This window comes from Microbacterium sp., from assembly GCF_031178445.1.
Lineage (GTDB): Bacteria > Actinomycetota > Actinomycetes > Actinomycetales > Microbacteriaceae > Microbacterium.
The window spans coordinates 37,057-56,228 of the sequence record NZ_JAPSIY010000012.1 but is presented as its reverse complement, the minus strand read 5'-3'; the positions used below and the strand labels follow the sequence as shown (position 1 = coordinate 56,228).

The window sequence follows — 19,172 nt, the reverse complement described above, 5'->3', positions numbered from 1 at the left end:
TTACGCATCCGTCTCATCCAGGAGGTTCCCGATGGCATCATCGCAGGCGCGGTTCTCGCAGCTGCTGGAGGAGATCGACCGCACCCCGTGGGGACCCGCGGAGCAGGCGCTCGTGGCGGAGGCCGTAGCGCTCGCGCAGGATCTCGGCGACGAGCAGCTGGAGTACCAGGCTCGCATGCGGCAGACGGCCTCGGCGAACATGGGCGGCCACACCGACGTCATGCTCAACTCGTTCGCCTGGTGCCTCTCCAGGCACGACGCCGACCCGGCACGCTTCCCGCTCGACATCGAGAACGGCGCCGCCGACCTCATGTGGCAGTTCAAATGGATGGCGTCGGCGCTGCGCTCCTCCCCCGCGTTCTCGGCGGCTCAGATCGCCGCGGTGCTCGACGACATGGAAGAGCATTACCGGCGTTCGGGACTCGGCATGAGCGGGGTGCTCACCGCGCGCTTCGAGGACGCGTGGGACGCCGGAAGGCACGATGAGGCCGAGCGGCTGCGCGTGCAGCTGGAGGCGACGCCGCGCGACGACTACAGCCACTGCGATGCGTGCGGTCGCAGCCAGGTCGCGGGCTTCTTCGCCGAAACGGGTCGGAACGAGGAGGCCATCCGCCTGGTCGAGGAGATGATCGCGGGCGGATTCTCCTGCGGCGAGGAGCCGGAGCACGCGCTCTCCCGTGTGCTGCTGCCATACCTGCGCGCAGGACGCACGGAGGACGCACGGGCCGCGCATCTGCGCAGCTACCGCCTCGCGAAAGACAACCCCGACAACATCGGCATCATCGCCAACAACCTCGTCTTCGCCGCGGTCACCGGGAACGAGGCCAGAGCGCTCGCCCTGGTCGAGCGCCACCTGCCCTGGCTGGCGCACGACCGGCTGAACGTCGACGGGCACTTCGCCGCTCTGTCGGCGATCGCATTCGCCCTCGGCAGGGTCGCGGAGGCCGGGCACGGCGACACCCCGGTGCGCGGAGCGGATGCCCCGAGTCTGCAGCCGTTCTTCGGGCCGCATGATGGCGCATGGACGGCATCCGAGCTGGCCGCAGCCGCCGCGGCTGCGGCCGAGCGCATCGGCGCCGACTTCGACGAGCGCGACGGCACGACCGGGCACGCGGATCGGCGTGCGCGGTTGCACGCTCTCGCCGCGGAGAGCTGGGACGTGCCGATCCAGTCCGACGCGTTCGTGACGGCCCCGGTCGCGCCGGAGCCGTCGGATGCCGAGGGCTGGTTCGATCGCGCCGTGGCGCTGGGCAGCTACGGCTCTGAACACGACGCCCTGGCTGCCGCGCCGCGTGCGGCGTCAGTCGCCGACCCGCTGCAGCGGGCTCGACTGCTCGGCCTGCGGATCGGCGCGCTTGCGTCGCTGGAGCGCTGGTCCGAGGCATCCGACCTCCTTCCGGAGCGTGCCGCTGCGCTCCGCGAGGCCGGCAAGGAGGAACAGGCGGCCCTCGAGGACCGACTGGGCCTGGCATTGTTCGGCCGCGTCGAGGACGGCGATGTCGCGGCGCTCGAGAGCGAGTGGGCGGATGCCGCGCGGCTGCCCGCATGGACGCGAGGAGATCTGGCGCTGACTCTGGCATCGTGTCGCCTGCGGGCCGACGACACGGCGGCGGCTCTGGACCTCGCCGAGCACGCCGCACGGGCCTTCGACGAGGCAGGAGACACCCGCCTCGTGGCGGGCACGTCGCTGATGGCGCTGATGGCGCTGCTGCGCGCCGGCGACATGGAGCGCGCAGACGGGATCGTGGAGGCCCTGCTCGCTCAGGACGACCTCAACCCGGGCCAGCGCGCCCGCGTGCTGGAAATGCGAGCCCGCATGCGAGGCGGCGCGGGGATGGTGGCCGAAGGGGCGGCGGATGCCGACGCGGCGGCGGCGATCCTCGCGTCGCTCGGAGGGTCGCAGTCCCTGGCGTCGGCGCAAATGCTGGCCGGCGCCCTCTGGGAGGATGCCGGCGACGCCGACAGCGCCCTGCTGCGCTTCCGGCTCGGTGCTCGTCTGATCGCCCAGCACGGCGGCGACGCCATCGGAGCAGACTTCCGCCTCGGCCGCGCCATGCTGGCCGCCGGCCACGCCGCCGAAGCGGCGGAGCTGCTCGGCGACGTGCTGCAGCGCGAGGAGGCGACCGGGGCTCCGGGATCCTCCCGTGCGGTGACCGTCGCGCTGCTCGCGCGCGCTCTCGCGGCCTCGGAGGAGTTCGGCCAGGCGGTGGGCGCCTTCGGCTATGCCGCTGAGCTGCACGGCGAGGCCGAGGAGCCGGCCGAGCAGGCGCTGATGCTCACCGAGCAGGCGAAGATCCTGGCGCGCTTCGGCGAGCATTCCGACGCGCGCGAGCTGCTGGAGCAGGCCGCCGAGATCGTTCGTCCGACAGAGGCCGTGGGTGCGGTCGTCGAGGTGCTTCACAACCTCGGGCAGTCGTACGGGGCGGCATCCGATGAACGGGCTTTCGGGTTGTTCGACGAGGTCGCAGCCCTGGCAGTCGAGCACGACGCCGACTGGCTGCTCGCCGACGTCACCGACTCGCGCGGACGGGCACTGACGGAGTTCGGCCGGATCGACGAGGCCGTCTCTGCTCTGCTCAACGCGGCTGACGGCTTCGCAGGGCTGGGAGACGTGGGCTCCGCCGGCGGGTCGGAGCTGTTCGCCGCGCGCACACTGGTGTCGGCCGAGCGGCACGACGACGCCGTCTCGCTGTACCGCGGCGTGCTCGACCGGGCAGCGGAGATCCCGCCGCTGCGACAGGTCGCGGCGCTGGAGCTCGGCGACGTGCTCGAGCATCTTGGCCGTACCGGCGAGGCCGCGCAGGTGCGGGCACTGCTGGACTGAGCGAACCTCGGGACTCGCCGCACGAGTCGTACGAGAACAGGAGATCCGCCGAGAACAGGACGGCGTTGGCGCATCCGTCCTGTTCCCGGTGAAACTCCTGCTCCGGCGCGGTTGGGTTCGCGCTCAGGCCTTGCGGATGAGCTTCTTGTTGACGAACTCGTCGGCGGCGAGCAGGCCCAGCTCACGCGAGGTGCCACTGCGCTTCACCCCGCCGAAGGGCAGCTCGGGGCTGTCGGCGAGCACCAGGTTGACGTAGACCATGCCGGCCTCGATGCCGTTCGCGACGCGCTCGGCCTGCTCGGCATCCGTGGTGAACACGTACGAGCCGAGGCCGAACGAGGTGTCGTTGGCGACCTTCACCGCGGCGTCCTCATCGGCCACGCGGTAGACGACCGCAGCGGGACCGAAGAGCTCCTCGCGGTAGACGTCCATGTCGGCGGTCACGTCGGCGAGCACCGTCGGAGCGAAGAACGCACCCTCGCGGGTACCGCCGGTGAGCAGGGTCGCCCCCTGCGCCACCGCGTTGTCGACCTGCTGCTGCAGGCGCTCGGCGGCGGCCAGCGACGACAGCGGGCCGAGCACGGTCTCCTCCTGGGTGGGGTCCTCCGCCTTGACCGCGGCGAGGGACGCGACGAACTTCGAGGTGAACTCCTCGTACAGCCCGTCCACGACGATGAATCGCTTCGCGCCGTTGCACGACTGCCCGTTGTTGTCGAGGCGTGCGTCGACCGCGTTCTGCACCACGGCGTCGAGGTCGTCCGCGCTCAGCACGATGAACGGGTCGGACCCGCCCAGCTCGAGCGCGACCTTTTTGAGGTTGCGGCCTGCGACCTCGGCCACGGCCGCACCTGCCCGCTCCGACCCGGTCACCGAGACGCCGTGCACGCGCGGGTCCGCGATGATCGTCGCCGCCTGCTCGTTCGTCGCGTAGACGTTGACGTAACCGCCGTCCGGCAGGCCGGCGTCGCGGTAGATCGCCTCGATCGCGGCGGCCGACTCCGGGCACTGCGGGGCGTGCTTGAGGATGATCGTATTGCCGATCGCGAGGTTGGGCGCTGCGAAGCGGGCCACCTGGTAGGCCGGGAAGTTCCACGGCATGATGCCGAGCAGGGCGCCAAGCGGCGCGCGGCGCACGACGGCGGTACCGTCGCCGAGGATGTCCAGCGGCTGGTCGGCCGTGATCTTCTCGATGTTGTCGGCATAGAACTCGATGATGTCGGTGGCGAACTCGACCTCGCCGACGGCTGCGGCGATCGGCTTGCCCATCTCGCGCACGATGATCGAGCCGAGCTCGTCCTTGCGCTCGCGGTGCAGCTCGGCGATGCGACGGATCACCGCGGCGCGGTCGGCGGGCGAGGTGGCCGCCCACGTCACGGCAGCGGCTGCCGCGCGCGCGACCGCGTCTTCGATCTGGGCGTCGGTGAACGTGTCATAGGTGGCGACGGTCTCGCCGGTGGCGGGATTGACGACGGCGTAGTCGGTCATGTCTTGTCCTTTCCGGATGGTGCGGCGGTCAGCTGTTGGGGATGAGCGTGTACTTGGTGGACAGGTACTCGTGGATGCCTTCGAATCCGCCTTCGCGGCCGACGCCGGACTGCTTCACGCCGCCGAACGGAGCGGCCGCGTTCGAGACCACACCGACGTTGAGACCCATCATGCCGGTCTCGAGCGCGTCGATCATGCGGTGCCCTCGGCCGAGGTCCTGGGTGAACACGTACGAGACGAGGCCGTACTCGGTGTCGTTGGCGAGGCGCACGGCCTCCGCCTCGTCGGCGAATGTCGCGACCGCGAGCACAGGGCCGAAGATCTCCTCACGAAGGATGGCGCTGCCTGCGACGACATCGGTGAGCACGGTCGGCTCGTAGAACGTACCGGTGCCTTCGAGTGCGTTGCCGCCGGCGAGCAGCCGCGCACCGCGATCGACCGCGTCTCCGACGAGCTCCTGCGCCTTGGCGACGGCGTCGGCGTCGATCAGCGGACCGATCGCCACGCCCTCCTCGGTGCCGCGACCGATCTTCATGGCCTGCACGCGCTCGGTGACCCGGCGCGCGAACTCCTCGGCGACGTCCTGGTGGACGATGAAGCGGTTCGCCGCGGTGCACGCCTGGCCGATGTTGCGGAACTTGGCCAGCATCGCGCCGTCGACCGCCTTGTCGAGGTCGGCGTCCTCGAACACGACGAACGGTGCGTTTCCGCCCAGTTCCATCGACACCCGCAGCACGCCCTCCGCCGCCTGGGCGATGAGCTTGCGGCCGACCTCGGTCGATCCGGTGAACGACAGCTTTCGCAGGCGCGGGTCGGCGATGATGGGCCCGGACAGCGCTCCGGAGCGAGAGGTCTGGACGACGTTGACCACGCCGGAGGGCAGGCCGGCCTCTTCGAGGAGCTTCGCGAAGAACATGGTCGTGAGCGGCGTGAGTGCCGGGGGCTTGATGACCACGGTGCAGCCCGCGGCGAGCGCGGGGGCGATCTTGCGCGTGGCCATTGCGAACGGGAAGTTCCACGGCGTCACGAAGAACGAAGGGCCGACAGGGCGCTGCGAGACCACCATGCGTCCGGTGCCCTCGGGATTCAACCCGTAGCGGCCGGTGATGCGCACGGCCTCCTCGCTGAACCAGCGCAGGAACTCGCCGCCGTAGACGACCTCGCCGCGCGACTCCGCCAGAGGCTTTCCCATCTCCAGAGTCATCAGCAGCGCGAGGTCCTCCTTGTGCACCTGCACGAGGTCGAACGCACGGCGAAGGATGTCGCTGCGCGTGCGCGGAGGCGTCGCCGCCCACTCGTCCTGTGCGGCGACGGCGGCGTCGAGGGCGCGCATGCCGTCGGCGGGTGTCGCGTCGGCGATGGAGGCGATCACATCACCGGTGGAGGGGTCGTGCACGTCGAAGGTGCGCCCCTCCTCTGCGTCGATCCACTGGCCCCCGATGAAAAGGCCGGAGGGAATGCCGGCGAGCAGCTCCTGCTCGTTCGATGCGACTGTGCTCATGATTCGTCTCGATTCTGTGAGGGATGAGGTGGGTCAGCGGCGACGGATGCTGGGAGGGGCGTCCATACCCAGGGTCTCACCGCGGAAGAAGGCCGGGCGCCGGATCGACTGCCAGATCATGATCGCAATGCCGACCACGATGATGCCGACGCCGAGGACGAACACGAGCCCGACGCCGCCGATGCTCGATCCGCTGCCGTAGGCGGGGTCCATCGAGTCGATCAATGTCGTCACGAAGAGCACGGCGAGGATGCCGCCACCGATCAGCGGGAACAGGAAGGCGAAGAAGAAGCTGCGGGCGGAGTCGAACCACTGGCGGCGGAAGTACCAGACGCACGCGAACGCCGTGAGGCCGTAGTAGAAGCAGATCATCATGCCGAGCGACAGGATCGTGTCGGTGAGCACGTTCTCGCTGAGCAGTCGCATGACCGCGTAGAACACTGAGGCGACGACCGCGGAGACGATGGTGGCGTAGCCGGGGGTGAAGAAGCGCGGGCTCACGCGCGCGAACTTCTTGGGCAGCGCTCCGTAGTGTCCCATAGCGAGCAGCGTGCGGGCGGGGCCGACTGCCGTCGACTGCAGTGACGCCGCCGAGCTCGACAGCACGGCGAGCGACACCAGGAAGGCGAGCGGCCCGAGCACAGGGTCGGACAGCGCGAAGAAGACGTTGGCCGAGATGTCCTCGTTGGCGAGGCCGAGCCCGCCGCTTCCCACTCCGGCGAACATGATGAGACCGATCGACAGCAGCAGGTACAGGCTCACGACGATCACCACGGTGACCATCGCAGCGCGACCAGGGGTCTTCTCGGGGTTCTTGGTCTCCTCGTTCATGGTGAGGACCACGTCCCAGCCCCAGAAGATGAAGATCGACAGTGAGAGCCCTGCTGCGAACGCGCTGAAGGTCGGCACCTCGAACGGGTTGAACCACGACCACGAGAACGCGGTCGGCTCGGGAGCATCCCCCTGCATCGCCTTGACGACCGCCACCGTGGCGAACATGACCAGCACGAGCACCTGGAACCCCACCAGGATGTACTGGAACTTCTGGGTGGTCTGCATGTCACGGTACGACACCAGCGTCGCGCCGAGCATGAACAGCAGGCAGACGATCACGTTGATGAAGGGGTTGAACGCGAGATCGGCGATGCCGGCGTTGCCGGTGAGCTGCGCGATCAGCAGGAAGAGGAACTCCACCGCGATGCCGGCCAGGTTCGAGAGCACGATGACCGTCGCGGCCACCAGTCCCCACCCCGTCATCCAGCCGATCCACGGCCCGAAGGCCCGAACGCCCCAAGTGAAGGAGGTGCCGGAGTCCGGCATCACGCGGTTGAGCTCGCGGTAGCCGAACGCGGTCAGCAGCATCGGGATGAAGCCCACCAGGATGATCGCGGGCACCTGGGTGCCCGCGACGGCCACGGTCGGCCCGAGCGACGCCGTGAGCGTGTAGGCGGGGGCGATCGTGGAGACCCCGATGACGACGGCCCCGAGCACGCCGACGGCGCCGGCGCTCAGACCCTTCTGGGAGATCCCGGTCGTCACTCCGGCTTCGGGCTCCGTCGCCCTGTTGGTGCTGGTCATCAGCGGACTCCTGTTTCGGCGCTCGTGCGCGGTACGACGATCATGGGGACGGGCAGCACGTGCAGCATCTTCGCCGCAGTGGAGCCCAGGAAGAGCCGGCGCGGCTGCGCGAGCCTGCTGGAGCCGACCAGCACGACCTCGCCGGGGAGCCACGCCAGGTGGCCGACGGCGTCCTCGACGGTGTCGCCCGGCGCCTCCTCCACGACGGCGTCGATGCCTTCGGGCAGGCGGCCGCGGGCCTCCGTCATCACGTCGTGCGCGTGCGCGCCGCCGACCAGGCGGATCATGCCCGTGTCGAGGCCGGGCGGCACGTCGAACGGCACCAGCGACACGAGCCGCAGGCCGGTACCGGTGTCACCCGCGAGCGCCACGGCCTCATCGAGAAGGGTGTCGGCGCCCGGCCGGGTGCCGAGCGCCGCTGTCACCCGCGACACGAGATGCTGGTCCTGCTGGGCGATGCCGGCCGGCGCCAGGGCGACCGGGATGGTCGAGGAGTGCAGCAGTTCCGAGGCGACGCTGCCGAGACGATGCCGGCCGAAGCGGCCGCCTCCGGCCGCGCCGACCACGATCAGCCGGGCGCCGAACTCCTCGCCCGCGGCGATGAGTCCCTCTGCGAACGACTCGCCGAAACGGACGTGTCCCGTGCGCGCGAGGCCCTCCGGCACACCCCTCACGGCCTGAGTCAGCCACTCGCGCGCCTGTTCCCGCAGCAGGTCCTCGTACGCCCGCTCCGGTGCGACGGCGGCGTTCCTGGTGCCCTCGGCCGGCAGCACCATCACCAGGTGCAGGGCTGCTCCGAGGCTGCGCGCGAGCCTGATGCCGAGCGCGAGGGCGTCGGCTCCGGCGTCCGTCGCGGTGTACCCGACGACGATGGGCGCGGTCACGAGCGGCTCGCTTCGACGATGTTCGCCGCTGCCAGGCGTCCCATGCGGATCGCGCCGTCGACGTGCTGGTATCCGGCACCAGCCATGTCACTGCAGGCGAAGTGGATCGGTCCGACGGCGGTGCGCAGATCCGCCCCGTAGCGGTGCAGACCGCCCATGTCGAAGCTGGCCGCGTACGCGCCGCGGGTCCACTCCTCGCTGCCCCAGTCGCTCTCGTAGTAGACGACGGGATTCTTCGCCTCCGGGCCGTAATAGTGCGACAGCGAGTCGAGGATGCGCTCCTTGCGCTCCTCGGCACTGAGCGCGAAGACGTCGTCCGCATTGCGGTCGGACACGAATGCGACCAGTGTTCCGCGCTCGTCGCCGTGGTTGGTGTTGTCGTAGGCCTCGTGGCAGAGCTCGTAGGGGCTGAACGCCGTGCCGCTGAGGCCCTGCTCGCGCCAGAACGGCCGGTCGTAGACGGCGTGCACCTTGATCACGAAGCCCATCGACAGGTGCTGGTGCAGCTGGTGCTGGCGACGCGGGAGCGGCGGCACGAAGGAGATGCGGTCGTAGAGAACGGGGGCGTGCGCGAGGATCGCGTAGCGCGCCCGGACGGTCATCTCGTCGGTCGTCGCGACGACACCGCTCTCACCCCACTCGAGGGTGCGCACGGGCTGATTGAGGAAGACGTCGTCGCCGAGGCGCTCGGCGAGCAGCTGCGGGACCTGCTGCAGTCCGCCCACGACGCGCTTGTCGAGGATGAAGTCGGCATCGACGAGGTTCGAGTACGAGCCGGCGGATGCAGCCATCAGCAGTGACTGCAGCAGTGAGAAGGCGTGGGTCGGCTTGGTGAGCATCGCGGAACCCGTGGCGAAGGCGAGGTTGCGGACGGCCTCGTCGTCGTCGGTCTGCTCGCGCAGCCAGGCGTCCCAGGTGACCGCGTCCCATTCGGCCGCGTTCGGATGCTCCCAGGGGCGGTCGGGGTCGATCTCGGCGACCATCGCGTCGAGGCGCTCGGTGATCTCGGCGATGGCCGCCTCGGTCGCCGGCGAGACGGGGAACATCTCTCCCGTGAAGCGGTGCAGCTGTCGGTCGGGGCCGACGTAGACGCTGTCGCCGTCGCGGTAGCGGCTGTAGGTCTCGAGGCCCAGTTCCTCGATCGTCTCCTTCAGAGCGTCCTGATCGGGTGAGACCCACTGCCCGCCGATCTCGAGCATGGCGCCGTCGATGATGTCGGTCCACAGCCGCCCGCCCACGCGATCGCGGGCCTCCAACACGGCCACGGAGAGCCCGGCCCTGCGCAGCTCGTTCGCGGCGGTGGTGCCGGCGGCGCCCGCGCCGACGATCACGACGTCGCGGCTGATCTCGTGCTCGGTCATGGGTGATCTCCTTCGATACGGATGGGTCTGCGGGGGGTCGACGGTGTTGCCGGCCGCGATCCGTGATCCCCCGACCGGGATCGCGGCCGACGGTCTCAGGCGCTCGCCAGGGCGGCGGCGACGACGTCCAGGCCCTCGTTCAGCAGATCGTCGCCGATGGCGAGCGGAGGCAGGAAGCGGATCACGTTGCCGAAGGTGCCGCAGGTGAGCACGACGACGCCCTCTGCGACGCATGCCTTGGCGACCGCCGAGGTGAGGGCGGCGTCCGGCTCGCCGGTCTCGGGGTTCACGAACTCGGCCGCGACCATGGCTCCGTGACCGCGCACCTCGCCGATACGGGCGTCCTTCTCGCGGATGCCGTTCAGCCGCCCGAACAGGATCTCGCCGATCTGCTGAGCGCGCTCGACGAGACCGTCGTTCTCGAAGGCGTCGATGGCGGCGAGCGCGGCGGCGCAGGCGATCGGGTTGCCACCGTAGGTGCCGCCCAGTCCGCCGGCGTGCGCCGCGTCCATGATCTCGGCGCGGCCGGTGACGCCGGCGAGCGGCAGACCGCCGGCGATGCCCTTGGCAGTGGTGATCAGGTCGGGCTCGATACCGAAGATCTCGCTCGCGAACATGGCGCCGGTGCGCGCGAAGCCGGTCTGCACCTCGTCGGCGATGAAGACCACACCGTTGGAGCGGCTCCACTCGACGATGGCGTCGAGGAATCCGTCGGCCGGGACGATGAAGCCGCCCTCGCCCTGGATGGGTTCGATGATGACGGCGGCGAGATTGTCGACGCCGATCTGCTTCTCGATCAGTGTGATGGCGCGCTTGGCAGCCTCGACGCCGGTCAGTCCGTCGCGCAGCGGATAGGACCCCGGCACGCGGTACACCTCGGGTGCGAACGGACCGAAGCCGCTCTTGTAGGGCATGGACTTGGCGGTCAGCGCCATCGTGAGGTTGGTGCGCCCGTGGTAGCCGTGGTCGAACGCGACGACGGCCTGACGGCCGGTGTGCTTGCGGGCGATCTTGATCGCGTTCTCGACGGCCTCCGCGCCCGAGTTGAAGAGGGCGCTCTTCTTGGCGAAGTCACCAGGGGTGAGCCGGTTCAGCGCCTCCGCCACCTCGATGTACGACTCGTACGGCGACACCATGAAGCAGGTGTGGGTGAACTGCGCCGCCTGCGCGGCGACGGCCGCGGCGACCTTCGGGTGCGCGTTGCCGACGGTGGTGACGGCGATGCCGCTGCCGAGGTCGATCAGCGAGTTGCCGTCGGCGTCGACGACGACGCCGCCGCCGGCGGCGACGATGGACACGGGCATCGAGTGCGCGACACCCGAGGCGACAGCGTCGGCCTTGCGGGCGAGGATCGCGGCTGAACGGGGGCCCGGAAGCGGAGTGGTCACACGACGGACCTGCGCAAGAGCGGGCCCGCCGGTCGGTGCGGAGGTGGTCTCGTCGATGAGTGTCATGCGGCGAGGCTACGACGACGTCGACACCGATGCACTCGCCCGGTCGTACAATCGTCGAGAAGATTTCGCCCAACCGTATAAGGCAGTCGAGGAGCGACCATGGATCCAGCCGCCGCGCCGACGCTGCGCACCCTGATCGGGCGGCGGGACCTGCGTCTGCGCCTGGTCACCGAGGAATCGGCACTGCCGGGCGGCGCGCTCGACCGCCCGGTGCGCTGGGTGCACAACTCCGACCTCGTGGATCCGACCCCGTTCCTCACCGAGGATCTGGTGCTGCTCACGACCGGCACGCAGTTCGCCGAGCACGACGCCGCGTGGGTCGCCGACTATGTCTTCCGCCTGATGCAACGCGGAGTGCTGGCTCTCGGATTCGGCTCCGGCGTGCATCGCGTCGGCGTGCCCGGTGAACTGGTCACCGCGTGCACCGCCGCCGGCCTGGCGCTCTTCGAAGTGCCCTACGACATCCCGTTCCTCGCCGTCGCCCGCGCGCACGCCGAGGCCATCGCCGCGCAGGCGTACGCGAGGCGCACCTGGGCGCTCGAGGCGCAGCGTTCGCTCGCGATCGCGGCACTGCGACCGCGCGGGCTGGAGGCGACGCTGACGGAGCTCTCCCGACGGCTCGGATGCTGGGTGGGGATGTTCGACGCGACCGGTGCGCTCGCGCACCAGCATCCCGCAACCGTGGCCGACCGGAGCGAGCTCGTCACGGGCGTCGCGGATCTGCTCGCCCGCGGCGGCTCGGCGAGCCGCACGATCGAGCATGACGACGCCGGCTACACCCTGTTCACGCTCGGACGCTCGGGGCATCTGCGCGGAGTGATCGCCGTCGCCGCGACGGCGCTCGATGCCGAGACGCGCGCGGTCGTCACCTCGGTGATCGCCATGGCCGGGCTGGCGCTCGAGCAGAACGAACAGACGTCCCGCGCCCGCCGGCGGCTGCACACCCAGCTGCTCTCCTCGCTGCGTGAGGATGACCCGGGGCTCGCCCGCCGGGTGCTCGGCGCCCTGCCGCCCGCGCCGGTGGTCGTCGCCGTGACGGATGCCGCACGCGCCTCGGCGATCCTCGAATGGTGGGACAGACGGCGATCGGATGCCGGTACGGCATCCTTCGTCGCCGAGGGCGAGGACGGCCTCACGATCTGCATCCCGGCCGGAGACGATGCCGCGCTCGATCTGCTGGCGCAGCAACTGGACCTGCGACTCGGGGTGTCGGAGCCGGCGGACTACGCCGGCTTCTCGCATGCGCATGCTCAGGCGCTCACCGCCCTGCGCCGGGGCGCCGACGGTGTCGCACGCTACTCGGACGCGTCCGCCGGCGGGGTGCTCGACGCCCTGGCGACCGAGGAGGCCAGGCTCGTCGCTCTGAGCCGCCTCGCGCCGCTGCGAAGGCACGATGCCGCAGCCGGCACCGAGCTCGAGCGCACCCTGATCGTCTGGCTCGAGAACGACACCCGAACGGAAGCGGCCGCGACGGCACTCGGCATCCACCGTCACACGCTGCGCTCGCGCATCGCGCAGGCCGCCGGGTTGCTCGAGACCGATCTCACCTCGTTTCCGGCGCGCGCCGAGGTGTGGGCGGCTCTGCGCACCGCAGCCGGCTCGTCGACGCCGGCGTAGACGCCCGGAGCGGCCGGCCCGCCTCGCTCGCGGCACGCCGCTGCCGCAGGCGCGATGCGACCTAGCATGGCAGGCATGAAGTCGACTCAGGCGCCGCGCGCCGCACGCCTGGCCCCCGCCGCACGCCGCGCCCAGATCCTCTCCGCGGCCGCCGATCTCGCGCTCGCCGACGGGCTGGAGCGGGTCACGCTGCGCGCCGTGGCCGACCGGCTCGAGGTCAGACACGGATTGATAACCCACTACTTCAACGCCGCCGAGGATCTGGTCGTCGAAGCCTTCATCGCCGCCGCCTCGGCCGACCGCGAGGTGATGTTCCCCGCCGAGGGCACGCCGCTCGAGCGCATCGCGCACCTGGCGCGCGTGAACGACAGCATCGAGGCCGGGCCGCTCGCCCGCCTCTGGCTCAACGCGAGGCACCTGTCGCGGTTCAGTGCGCCGCTTGCGGCGGCGCTCGCCGAGCAGGACGCCAAGGATCACGCGCGTCTGCGCGAGGTGATCGACGACGGCGTGCGAAGCGGCGACTTCGTCGTGCCGGATGCGGCATCCGCCGCCGTCCGCATTCTCCTCGCAGTCGACGGCGTGTGCGCCTACGCCAACGATCCGGAGGCGTACGCCACCGCGACGGCCGCCCGCTTCGTGGCGGAGACGGCCGAGCACGTGCTGGGTCTGGAGCGCGGCGCCCTGCGCCGAACGCCTTGACGCCGCAGTCAGGTGCAGCTACTGTCACTGTTGTTATACATTCGGCCAATAACACGATGGAGAGGCACGATGGCGTGGCGCATGCCGGCGGAGACCGGTGAACACGAGCGGATCTGGATGGCGTTCCCCCGCGAGGGCGTCACCCTCGGCGACACCGCGGAACTGCGCCGGGAGGGCTACGACGCGTGGACGGCAGTGGCGAACGCGGTGGCCGATTTCACTCCCGTGACCATGCTCGTCGACCCCACCGAGCTGAGCCGCGCCCGCCGGAGCCTGTCGCAGGGCATCGAGGTCGTCGAGGCACCGGTCGACGAGTTCTGGATGCGTGACTCGGGCCCCACCTTCGTCGTAGACGACGAGCGACCGGGTGTCCTCGGCGCGGTCGACTGGGTGTTCAACGGCTGGGGTGCGCCCGAATGGGCCGAATGGCATCGTTCCGCGGAGCATGCCCGCATCGTCGCCGCGCACACCGGCGCCGAGCTGATCAGCTCGGCACTCGTCAACGAGGGCGGCGGAATCCACGTGGACGGCGAGGGCACCGTGCTGCTCACCGAGACCGTGCAGCTCGACCCTCGAAGGAACCCGTATCTCGATCGCGGCAGAGTCGAGGCCGAGATGCGCCGCACCATCGGAGCGGAGAAGGCCATCTGGCTGCCGCGCGGGCTCACCCGCGATTACGACGAGTTCGGCACCAACGGCCACGTCGACATCGTCGCCACCATCCCGTCACCGGGCCGCCTTCTTCTGCACGCGCAGCCGGACCCCGCGCACCCCGACCACGAGGTCGCCGCGCAGCTGCGCATGCACCTGGCGGCCCAGACTGATGCCGCCGGCCGCAGCTTCGAGATCGTCGACCTTCCCGCTCCGCAGACGCTGCGCGACGACGAGGGGTTCGTGGACTGGAGCTACGTCAACCACCTCGTCACCAACGGCGGCGTGATCGCGTGCGGCTTCGGAGACGAGCAGGCCGATGCGACGGCGCGCGCGATCCTGTCGGACGCGTACCCGGGACGCACCGTCGTCTCGGTGGACGCCCGTCCGCTGTTCGACCGGGGCGGCGGCATCCACTGCATCACGCAGCAGCAGCCCGCTCTGCCGAAGGAGGTCTGAGGTGTTCGACGTCGTCGAGAAGTCCATCGCAGAGCTGCGCGGGGCCCTGGAGTCCGGGCAGGTGACGGCGGTCGGGCTCGTGGACGCCTACCTCGCACGCGTCGACGCCTACGACGGCCCCGAGACCGCGACGCGGCTCAACGCCGTGGTGGTGCGCAATCCGCAGGCGCGCGCCGAGGCCGCCGCCTCGGACGAGCGCCGGGCCCGTGGCAGGTCGCTCGGACCCCTGGACGGCATCCCGTACACGGCGAAGGACAGCTACCTGGTGCGGGGCCTCACTGCGGCATCGGGCAGCCCGGCCTTCAAGGACCTCGTCGCCCAGAAGGATGCGTTCACGATCGAGCGGCTGCGCTCGGCCGGTGCCATCTGCCTCGGGCTGACCAACATGCCGCCCATGGCCAACGGCGGTATGCAGCGCGGCGTGTACGGCCGCGCCGAGAGCCCGTACAACGCCGACTTCCTCACCGCCCCGTTCGCCTCCGGCTCATCCAACGGCTCCGGCACCGCGACAGCGGCGAGCTTCGCGGCCTTCGGGCTCGGCGAGGAGACCTGGTCGAGCGGGCGAGGTCCGGCGACCAACAACGCGCTGTGCGCCTACACGCCATCACGCGGAGTCATCTCGGTTCGCGGGAACTGGCCGCTGGTGCCGACGATGGACGTCGTCGTACCCCACACCCGGAGCATGGCCGATCTGCTGGAAGTGCTCGACGTCATCGTCGCCGATGACGAAGAGACGCGTGGTGACTTCTGGCGGGCCCAGCCGTGGGTCGCGCTCCCTGCGCCATCCTCGGTGCGCCCGGCGTCGTATCCGGCGCTGGCCGACGGCGCGGCCCTGATGGGCAGGCGGATCGGCATCCCGAAGATGTACATCAACGCCGACCCGGATGCCGGGACGTCGGAGACGCCCGGCATCGGCGGCCCCACCGGCCGGCGCATCCAGACCCGCGACTCGGTCATCGAACGCTGGGAGGCCGCGCGCCGCGATCTCGTGGCCGCCGGAGCGGCGGTGGTCGAGGTCGATCTGCCCGTCGTGTCGAACTACGAGGGCGACCGCCCCGGCGCCCCGACCCTCTTCACCAGGGGACTGGTGAGCCCGGAATACCTTCGGCGTGAGATCGTCGACCTGTCCGCCTGGAGCTGGGAGGACTTCCTGCAGGCCAACGGCGACCCTGCGCTGAGCACGCTGGCCGACGTCGACGGCGCCAAGATCTTCCCGCATCCGGCCGGCGCCCTTCCCGATCGCTACGAGGGCTTCGACGACGACATCGCCGAGTACCCGGCGTGGGTCCGCGAGCACCCGGGTGCCGCGCTGATCGACATCCCGGAGCTCGAGCACGGCCTGCGCGGCCTCGAGGAGACCCGCCGCACCGACCTGGAAGCCTGGATGGACGAACTCGGCCTCGACGCGGTGGTGTTCCCGGCGGTCGCCGACGTGGGTCCGGCCGACATGGACGTCAATCCGGCATCGGCCGATCTCGGCTGGCGCAACGGCACCTGGATCGCGAACGGCAACCTCGCGATCCGTCACCTCGGCATCCCGAGCGTCACGGTGCCGATGGGGCTGATGGCGGACATCGGCATGCCCATCGGCCTCACCTTCATCGGCCGCGCCTACGACGATGCGGCGCTGCTGCGCCTGGCCTACGCCTTCGAGGCCTCGGGCGCGGCGGGTGAGCGACGCACGCCCCCGCCGCGAACGCCCCGGCTCTGAGAGGCCGGTGGCCACGGGGGAAGGCCACGCGTCGGCGGCGTGCCGATCAGCGCGGGAGCGCCTCGAGCAGATCGTCGGCCGTGCCACGGAACTCCGGCCCGTGACCGGGGAAGATGCGGCGTTCAGGCAGGCCGCGCAGCCTCTCCAGGCTGCGCAGGGTCTGCTGCGGCTGCTCGCTGAACGGGGCGATGGACGCACGCTCGGCACCGGTGAGCACGTGCCGCGTCGTTATCGCATCTCCCAGGAACAACGCGCCGACCGACGGCATGCGGATCGCCGCCGACCCGGGCGTGTGGCCGGGGATCGCGATGATCTCAGGGCGCCCAGGAAGATCGAGCACGTCGCCGTCGGACATCGGCCGCACCTCTTGGAGATGCCGAGTGCGCAGACCGCCGCGCAGCAAGCCCACCCATAGGAAGCGCAGGGTCGGTCCCAGGCGCCAGCCGTCGGCCTTCACCGAGCGGGAGGGCTCAGCCCCTGTGGCCAGGTCCGCGTCGGGCCGGAGCACGTGGACGACGGCACCGTGCTCGACGCGCAGCCGTTCGGCAACGCCGATGTGGTCGGCGTCGCCGTGAGTCAGCACGACGCCCCTGATGTCATCGAGCGACCTTCCCGCTCGGCGCAGCGCCGAAGCGACGATCCCGAGGTCGCCTGACAAGCCGGCGTCGATGAGCGTCACGCCTTCATCGGTCACGACGGCGTGGATGGCGACGATGTCATCGCCGATGCGGAGCAGCTGATCAGTCATGTTGGCTACAGTACATAGCCTTGATGGCTATGGTCAATAGCCATATGCTGGAACCGGGAGGAACCGATGCCTGCACCTCAGAGAGTGAGCACGCCGACGCTCGTCGCCGCCGTGCGATCGATCGCCGAACAGCAGGGCCTCGACGCCGTGACGATGAGCAGCGTCGCTGCGGCCGTCGGGGTCCGTGCACCCAGCCTGTACAAGCGCGCCGCGAATCGCCACGCGCTCCTGCAGCTCGCCGCCGACGACGCCGCGTCCGAACTGGGCACCGAAGTCGCCGCGATCGCCGAGAGCGCCACCGACCCGCATGACGTGCTCGCCGGCCTCGCACGTGCACTGCGTGCACTGGCGGCACGCTCGCCGAACGTGACGACCCTGCTGTTCTGTGCGCCGGCCCCGGCCGCGAACCCGTCGCCCGAGGCTCTTGCTCCCATCATGTCGATCCTGCTGGCCGCCGTGAGCGAGATATCGCCCGGGGATCCGCTGCCCGCCGCACGCACTCTCACCGCCTGGGCGTACGGCTTCTGCACCATGGAGCAGAACGGCGGCTTCCGGCAGGGCGGCGATGTGGATGTCGCCTTCGAGCGCGGTCTGCAGATCGTGCTGCGCGGGGTGACGGCCTGACCGCGCCAGGTCGGCGCACGTCGACCACGTCTCAGCGCGGCGCGTGCGCCTCGAGGAACTCGTACACGTCGGTCGTGTCGACCCCGGGGAACGATCCTGTGGGCAGCGTCGCGAGCAGCGTCCTCGGCGTCTTCACGTTGGGCCAGGAGTTCTCGCGCCAGCGCTCCTCGAGCTCCGCCGGCGCACGGCGGCAGCACGCCTCGACGGAGTGCTTCGACACCCCGCGGTTCGGAGTGTCGCGACCGACGAACCATCTGGTGTCGTCGAAGCGCACCCCGACGCTCACCGAGTGCATGCCCTCACTCGACGCCTCGACCCGCGCCGTGCACCAGTACGTGCCGTTGCCGGTGTCGGTGTACTGGTAGTACGGGTTGAACCGGTCCTCGACATCGAACACCACACGACTGGTCCAGCGGCGGCAGCACATCTGCCCCTCGATGGCCCCCAGCCGGTCGGTCGGGAAGTTCACGTCGTCGTTCTCGTACGCCTTCGTGATGGTGCCCGACTCGTGCACCTTCAGGAAGTGCACCGGGATGCCGAGATGACGGGTCGCGAGGTTCGTGAACCGGTGCGCCGCCGTCTCGTACGACACCGAGTACGCATCCCGCAGATCCTCGATCGAAATCGCGCGGCGCGCCTTCGCGTCCTGCAGCACGGGCACGACGTGCGCTTCGGGAATCAGCAGCGCACCGGTCAGGTAGTTGGTCTCGACCCTCTGACGCAGGAACTCGGCGTAGCTGCGCGGCTCCCCATGACCGAGGATGCGGCTGGAAAGCGCCTGGAGCACGGCCGTGCGCGCGTCACTCTTGGTCGGCACACGGCTCGACAGATACAGCCGGCCGTTGGCGATGTCCGCGACGCTGCGGGTGGTCTGCGGCAGGTCGGGGGCGTAGTGCAGGGTGAACCCGAGGTGCGCGGCGATCTCCGAGGCGATCCGCTGGGTGAGCGGGCCACCCGGATGCTTCACGGCGGCGAGGATGTCTGCCGCCTGCTGTTCGAGATCGGCGAAGTAGTTGTCCTGCGTGCGCATGAGGTCGCGCAGTTCGACGTTGGCCCTGCGCGCCTCCTCCGGCGTCGCCGCGCGCTCGTCCCGGAGCCGCTCGATCTCGCCGTGCAGGGCGAGCATCACCTTGAGCACATCCGTCGGCAGCGTCTTCGCGATGCGGAACGGCGCGATCCCCAGCGTCTGGAAGGTCTGGCCCTTCATCGCGCGTTCCAGCGCGATCTCCATGGTGCTGCGCTCGTCGAGCGGCTCGCCCGCGAGCAGGGCGTCGATCGTGGTGCCGAGCGCCCGAGCGATGGTCTGCAAGAGCGACAGCTTCGGCTCGCGCCTGCCGTTCTCGATCATGGACAGCTGACTCGGCGCGCGGTCGACGGCGGAGGCGAGGTCCTCCAACGTCATGCCGCGCGCAGTCCGCAGCTGGCGGATGCGGCGCCCGACAGTGAGGGCATCGGCATCTTCTATGACGTCAGCGCTGCTCATGCGGGCGATTCTGTCACAGAAGCAGAAATATCTCGAAAGTTCTGCCCCTCAATGGTCTAGTCCCCGGCCGTTCTTCTCTCAGAGTGGATGCCA

At 70.2% G+C, this 19,172-nt stretch carries 14 protein-coding genes; 6 read left to right on the top strand and 8 right to left on the bottom strand.

Features of this window, described 5'->3' with window-relative positions:
• Positions 1–31 precede the first annotated feature (31 nt).
• Entirely contained in the window at positions 32–2,824 is a 2,793-nt protein-coding gene (locus RIN43_RS14950) for a hypothetical protein (protein WP_309129717.1), read from the top strand.
• Positions 2,825–2,947: 123 nt separating this feature from the next.
• Here RIN43_RS14950 and RIN43_RS14945 read toward each other — a convergent pair whose 3' ends face one another.
• The 6 genes from RIN43_RS14945 to gabT all read right to left on the bottom strand — a co-directional run bounded on the left by RIN43_RS14945 (position 2,948) and on the right by gabT (position 11,087).
• On the bottom strand, positions 2,948–4,309 hold the full coding sequence (locus RIN43_RS14945; RefSeq protein ID WP_309129716.1) for an NAD-dependent succinate-semialdehyde dehydrogenase: 1,362 nt from the start codon (positions 4,307–4,309) through the stop codon (positions 2,948–2,950).
• 28 nt (positions 4,310–4,337) lie between these two features.
• Complete coding sequence (locus tag RIN43_RS14940) at positions 4,338–5,810, bottom strand: NAD-dependent succinate-semialdehyde dehydrogenase (protein WP_309129715.1); 1,473 nt, start codon at positions 5,808–5,810, stop codon at positions 4,338–4,340.
• A gap of 33 nt (positions 5,811–5,843) precedes the next feature.
• Complete coding sequence (locus tag RIN43_RS14935) at positions 5,844–7,388, bottom strand: APC family permease (protein WP_309129714.1); 1,545 nt, start codon at positions 7,386–7,388, stop codon at positions 5,844–5,846.
• A complete protein-coding gene (locus RIN43_RS14930; RefSeq protein WP_309129713.1) occupies positions 7,388–8,272 on the bottom strand; it encodes a universal stress protein in 885 nt (294 codons plus the stop codon). Before RIN43_RS14930 ends, RIN43_RS14935 begins: the two co-directional genes overlap by 1 nt.
• Positions 8,269–9,633 (bottom strand): NAD(P)/FAD-dependent oxidoreductase, encoded by a 1,365-nt coding sequence (locus RIN43_RS14925; protein WP_309129712.1) that lies wholly within the window; start codon positions 9,631–9,633, stop codon positions 8,269–8,271. Before RIN43_RS14925 ends, RIN43_RS14930 begins: the two co-directional genes overlap by 4 nt.
• Before the next feature lie 95 nt (positions 9,634–9,728).
• Complete coding sequence (gene gabT, locus RIN43_RS14920) at positions 9,729–11,087, bottom strand: 4-aminobutyrate--2-oxoglutarate transaminase (protein ID WP_309129711.1); 1,359 nt, start codon at positions 11,085–11,087, stop codon at positions 9,729–9,731.
• A 99-nt stretch (positions 11,088–11,186) separates the two neighbouring features.
• Here gabT and RIN43_RS14915 point away from each other — a divergent pair, with 99 nt between their 5' ends.
• The 4 genes from RIN43_RS14915 to RIN43_RS14900 all read left to right on the top strand — a co-directional run bounded on the left by RIN43_RS14915 (position 11,187) and on the right by RIN43_RS14900 (position 16,224).
• Positions 11,187–12,704, top strand: coding sequence for a PucR family transcriptional regulator ligand-binding domain-containing protein (locus RIN43_RS14915; protein WP_309129710.1), 1,518 nt, complete (start codon positions 11,187–11,189; stop codon positions 12,702–12,704).
• A 75-nt stretch (positions 12,705–12,779) separates the two neighbouring features.
• Entirely contained in the window at positions 12,780–13,403 is a 624-nt protein-coding gene (locus RIN43_RS14910; protein WP_309129709.1) for a TetR family transcriptional regulator, read from the top strand.
• 69 nt (positions 13,404–13,472) lie between these two features.
• A complete protein-coding gene (locus RIN43_RS14905; RefSeq protein ID WP_309129708.1) occupies positions 13,473–14,513 on the top strand; it encodes an agmatine deiminase family protein in 1,041 nt (346 codons plus the stop codon).
• A gap of 1 nt (position 14,514) precedes the next feature.
• Positions 14,515–16,224, top strand: a complete 1,710-nt coding sequence (locus RIN43_RS14900) for an amidase (protein WP_309129707.1) — start codon at positions 14,515–14,517, stop codon at positions 16,222–16,224.
• A gap of 46 nt (positions 16,225–16,270) precedes the next feature.
• Here RIN43_RS14900 and RIN43_RS14895 read toward each other — a convergent pair whose 3' ends face one another.
• Positions 16,271–16,972 carry an MBL fold metallo-hydrolase gene (locus RIN43_RS14895; protein WP_309129706.1) on the bottom strand — a complete coding sequence of 234 codons (702 nt, stop codon included), beginning with the start codon at positions 16,970–16,972 and terminating at the stop codon, positions 16,271–16,273.
• Positions 16,973–17,038: 66 nt separating this feature from the next.
• On the opposite strand from RIN43_RS14895, the gene RIN43_RS14890 reads away from it, so the two are divergent.
• Positions 17,039–17,596 carry a WHG domain-containing protein gene (locus RIN43_RS14890; protein ID WP_309129705.1) on the top strand — a complete coding sequence of 186 codons (558 nt, stop codon included), beginning with the start codon at positions 17,039–17,041 and terminating at the stop codon, positions 17,594–17,596.
• Positions 17,597–17,627: 31 nt separating this feature from the next.
• On the opposite strand, the gene RIN43_RS14885 is transcribed toward RIN43_RS14890, so the two are convergent.
• Positions 17,628–19,079 (bottom strand): helix-turn-helix domain-containing protein, encoded by a 1,452-nt coding sequence (locus tag RIN43_RS14885; protein WP_309129704.1) that lies wholly within the window; start codon positions 19,077–19,079, stop codon positions 17,628–17,630.
• Between the last annotated feature and the right edge of the window lie 93 nt (positions 19,080–19,172).

What these genes read in the sequence shown, in the direction of transcription:
- RIN43_RS14950 (WP_309129717.1), top strand. Translation starts at nt 32, where the DNA reads ATGGCATCATCGCAGGCGCGGTTCTCGCAGCTGCTGGAGGAGATCGAC.
- RIN43_RS14945 (WP_309129716.1), bottom strand. Translation starts at nt 4,309, where the DNA reads ATGACCGACTACGCCGTCGTCAATCCCGCCACCGGCGAGACCGTCGCC.
- RIN43_RS14940 (WP_309129715.1), bottom strand. Translation starts at nt 5,810, where the DNA reads ATGAGCACAGTCGCATCGAACGAGCAGGAGCTGCTCGCCGGCATTCCC.
- RIN43_RS14935 (WP_309129714.1), bottom strand. Translation starts at nt 7,388, where the DNA reads ATGACCAGCACCAACAGGGCGACGGAGCCCGAAGCCGGAGTGACGACC.
- RIN43_RS14925 (WP_309129712.1), bottom strand. Translation starts at nt 9,633, where the DNA reads ATGACCGAGCACGAGATCAGCCGCGACGTCGTGATCGTCGGCGCGGGC.
- gabT (WP_309129711.1), bottom strand. Translation starts at nt 11,087, where the DNA reads ATGACACTCATCGACGAGACCACCTCCGCACCGACCGGCGGGCCCGCT.
- RIN43_RS14915 (WP_309129710.1), top strand. Translation starts at nt 11,187, where the DNA reads ATGGATCCAGCCGCCGCGCCGACGCTGCGCACCCTGATCGGGCGGCGG.
- RIN43_RS14910 (WP_309129709.1), top strand. Translation starts at nt 12,780, where the DNA reads ATGAAGTCGACTCAGGCGCCGCGCGCCGCACGCCTGGCCCCCGCCGCA.
- RIN43_RS14905 (WP_309129708.1), top strand. Translation starts at nt 13,473, where the DNA reads ATGGCGTGGCGCATGCCGGCGGAGACCGGTGAACACGAGCGGATCTGG.
- RIN43_RS14895 (WP_309129706.1), bottom strand. Translation starts at nt 16,972, where the DNA reads ATGACTGATCAGCTGCTCCGCATCGGCGATGACATCGTCGCCATCCAC.
- RIN43_RS14890 (WP_309129705.1), top strand. Translation starts at nt 17,039, where the DNA reads ATGCCTGCACCTCAGAGAGTGAGCACGCCGACGCTCGTCGCCGCCGTG.
- RIN43_RS14885 (WP_309129704.1), bottom strand. Translation starts at nt 19,079, where the DNA reads ATGAGCAGCGCTGACGTCATAGAAGATGCCGATGCCCTCACTGTCGGG.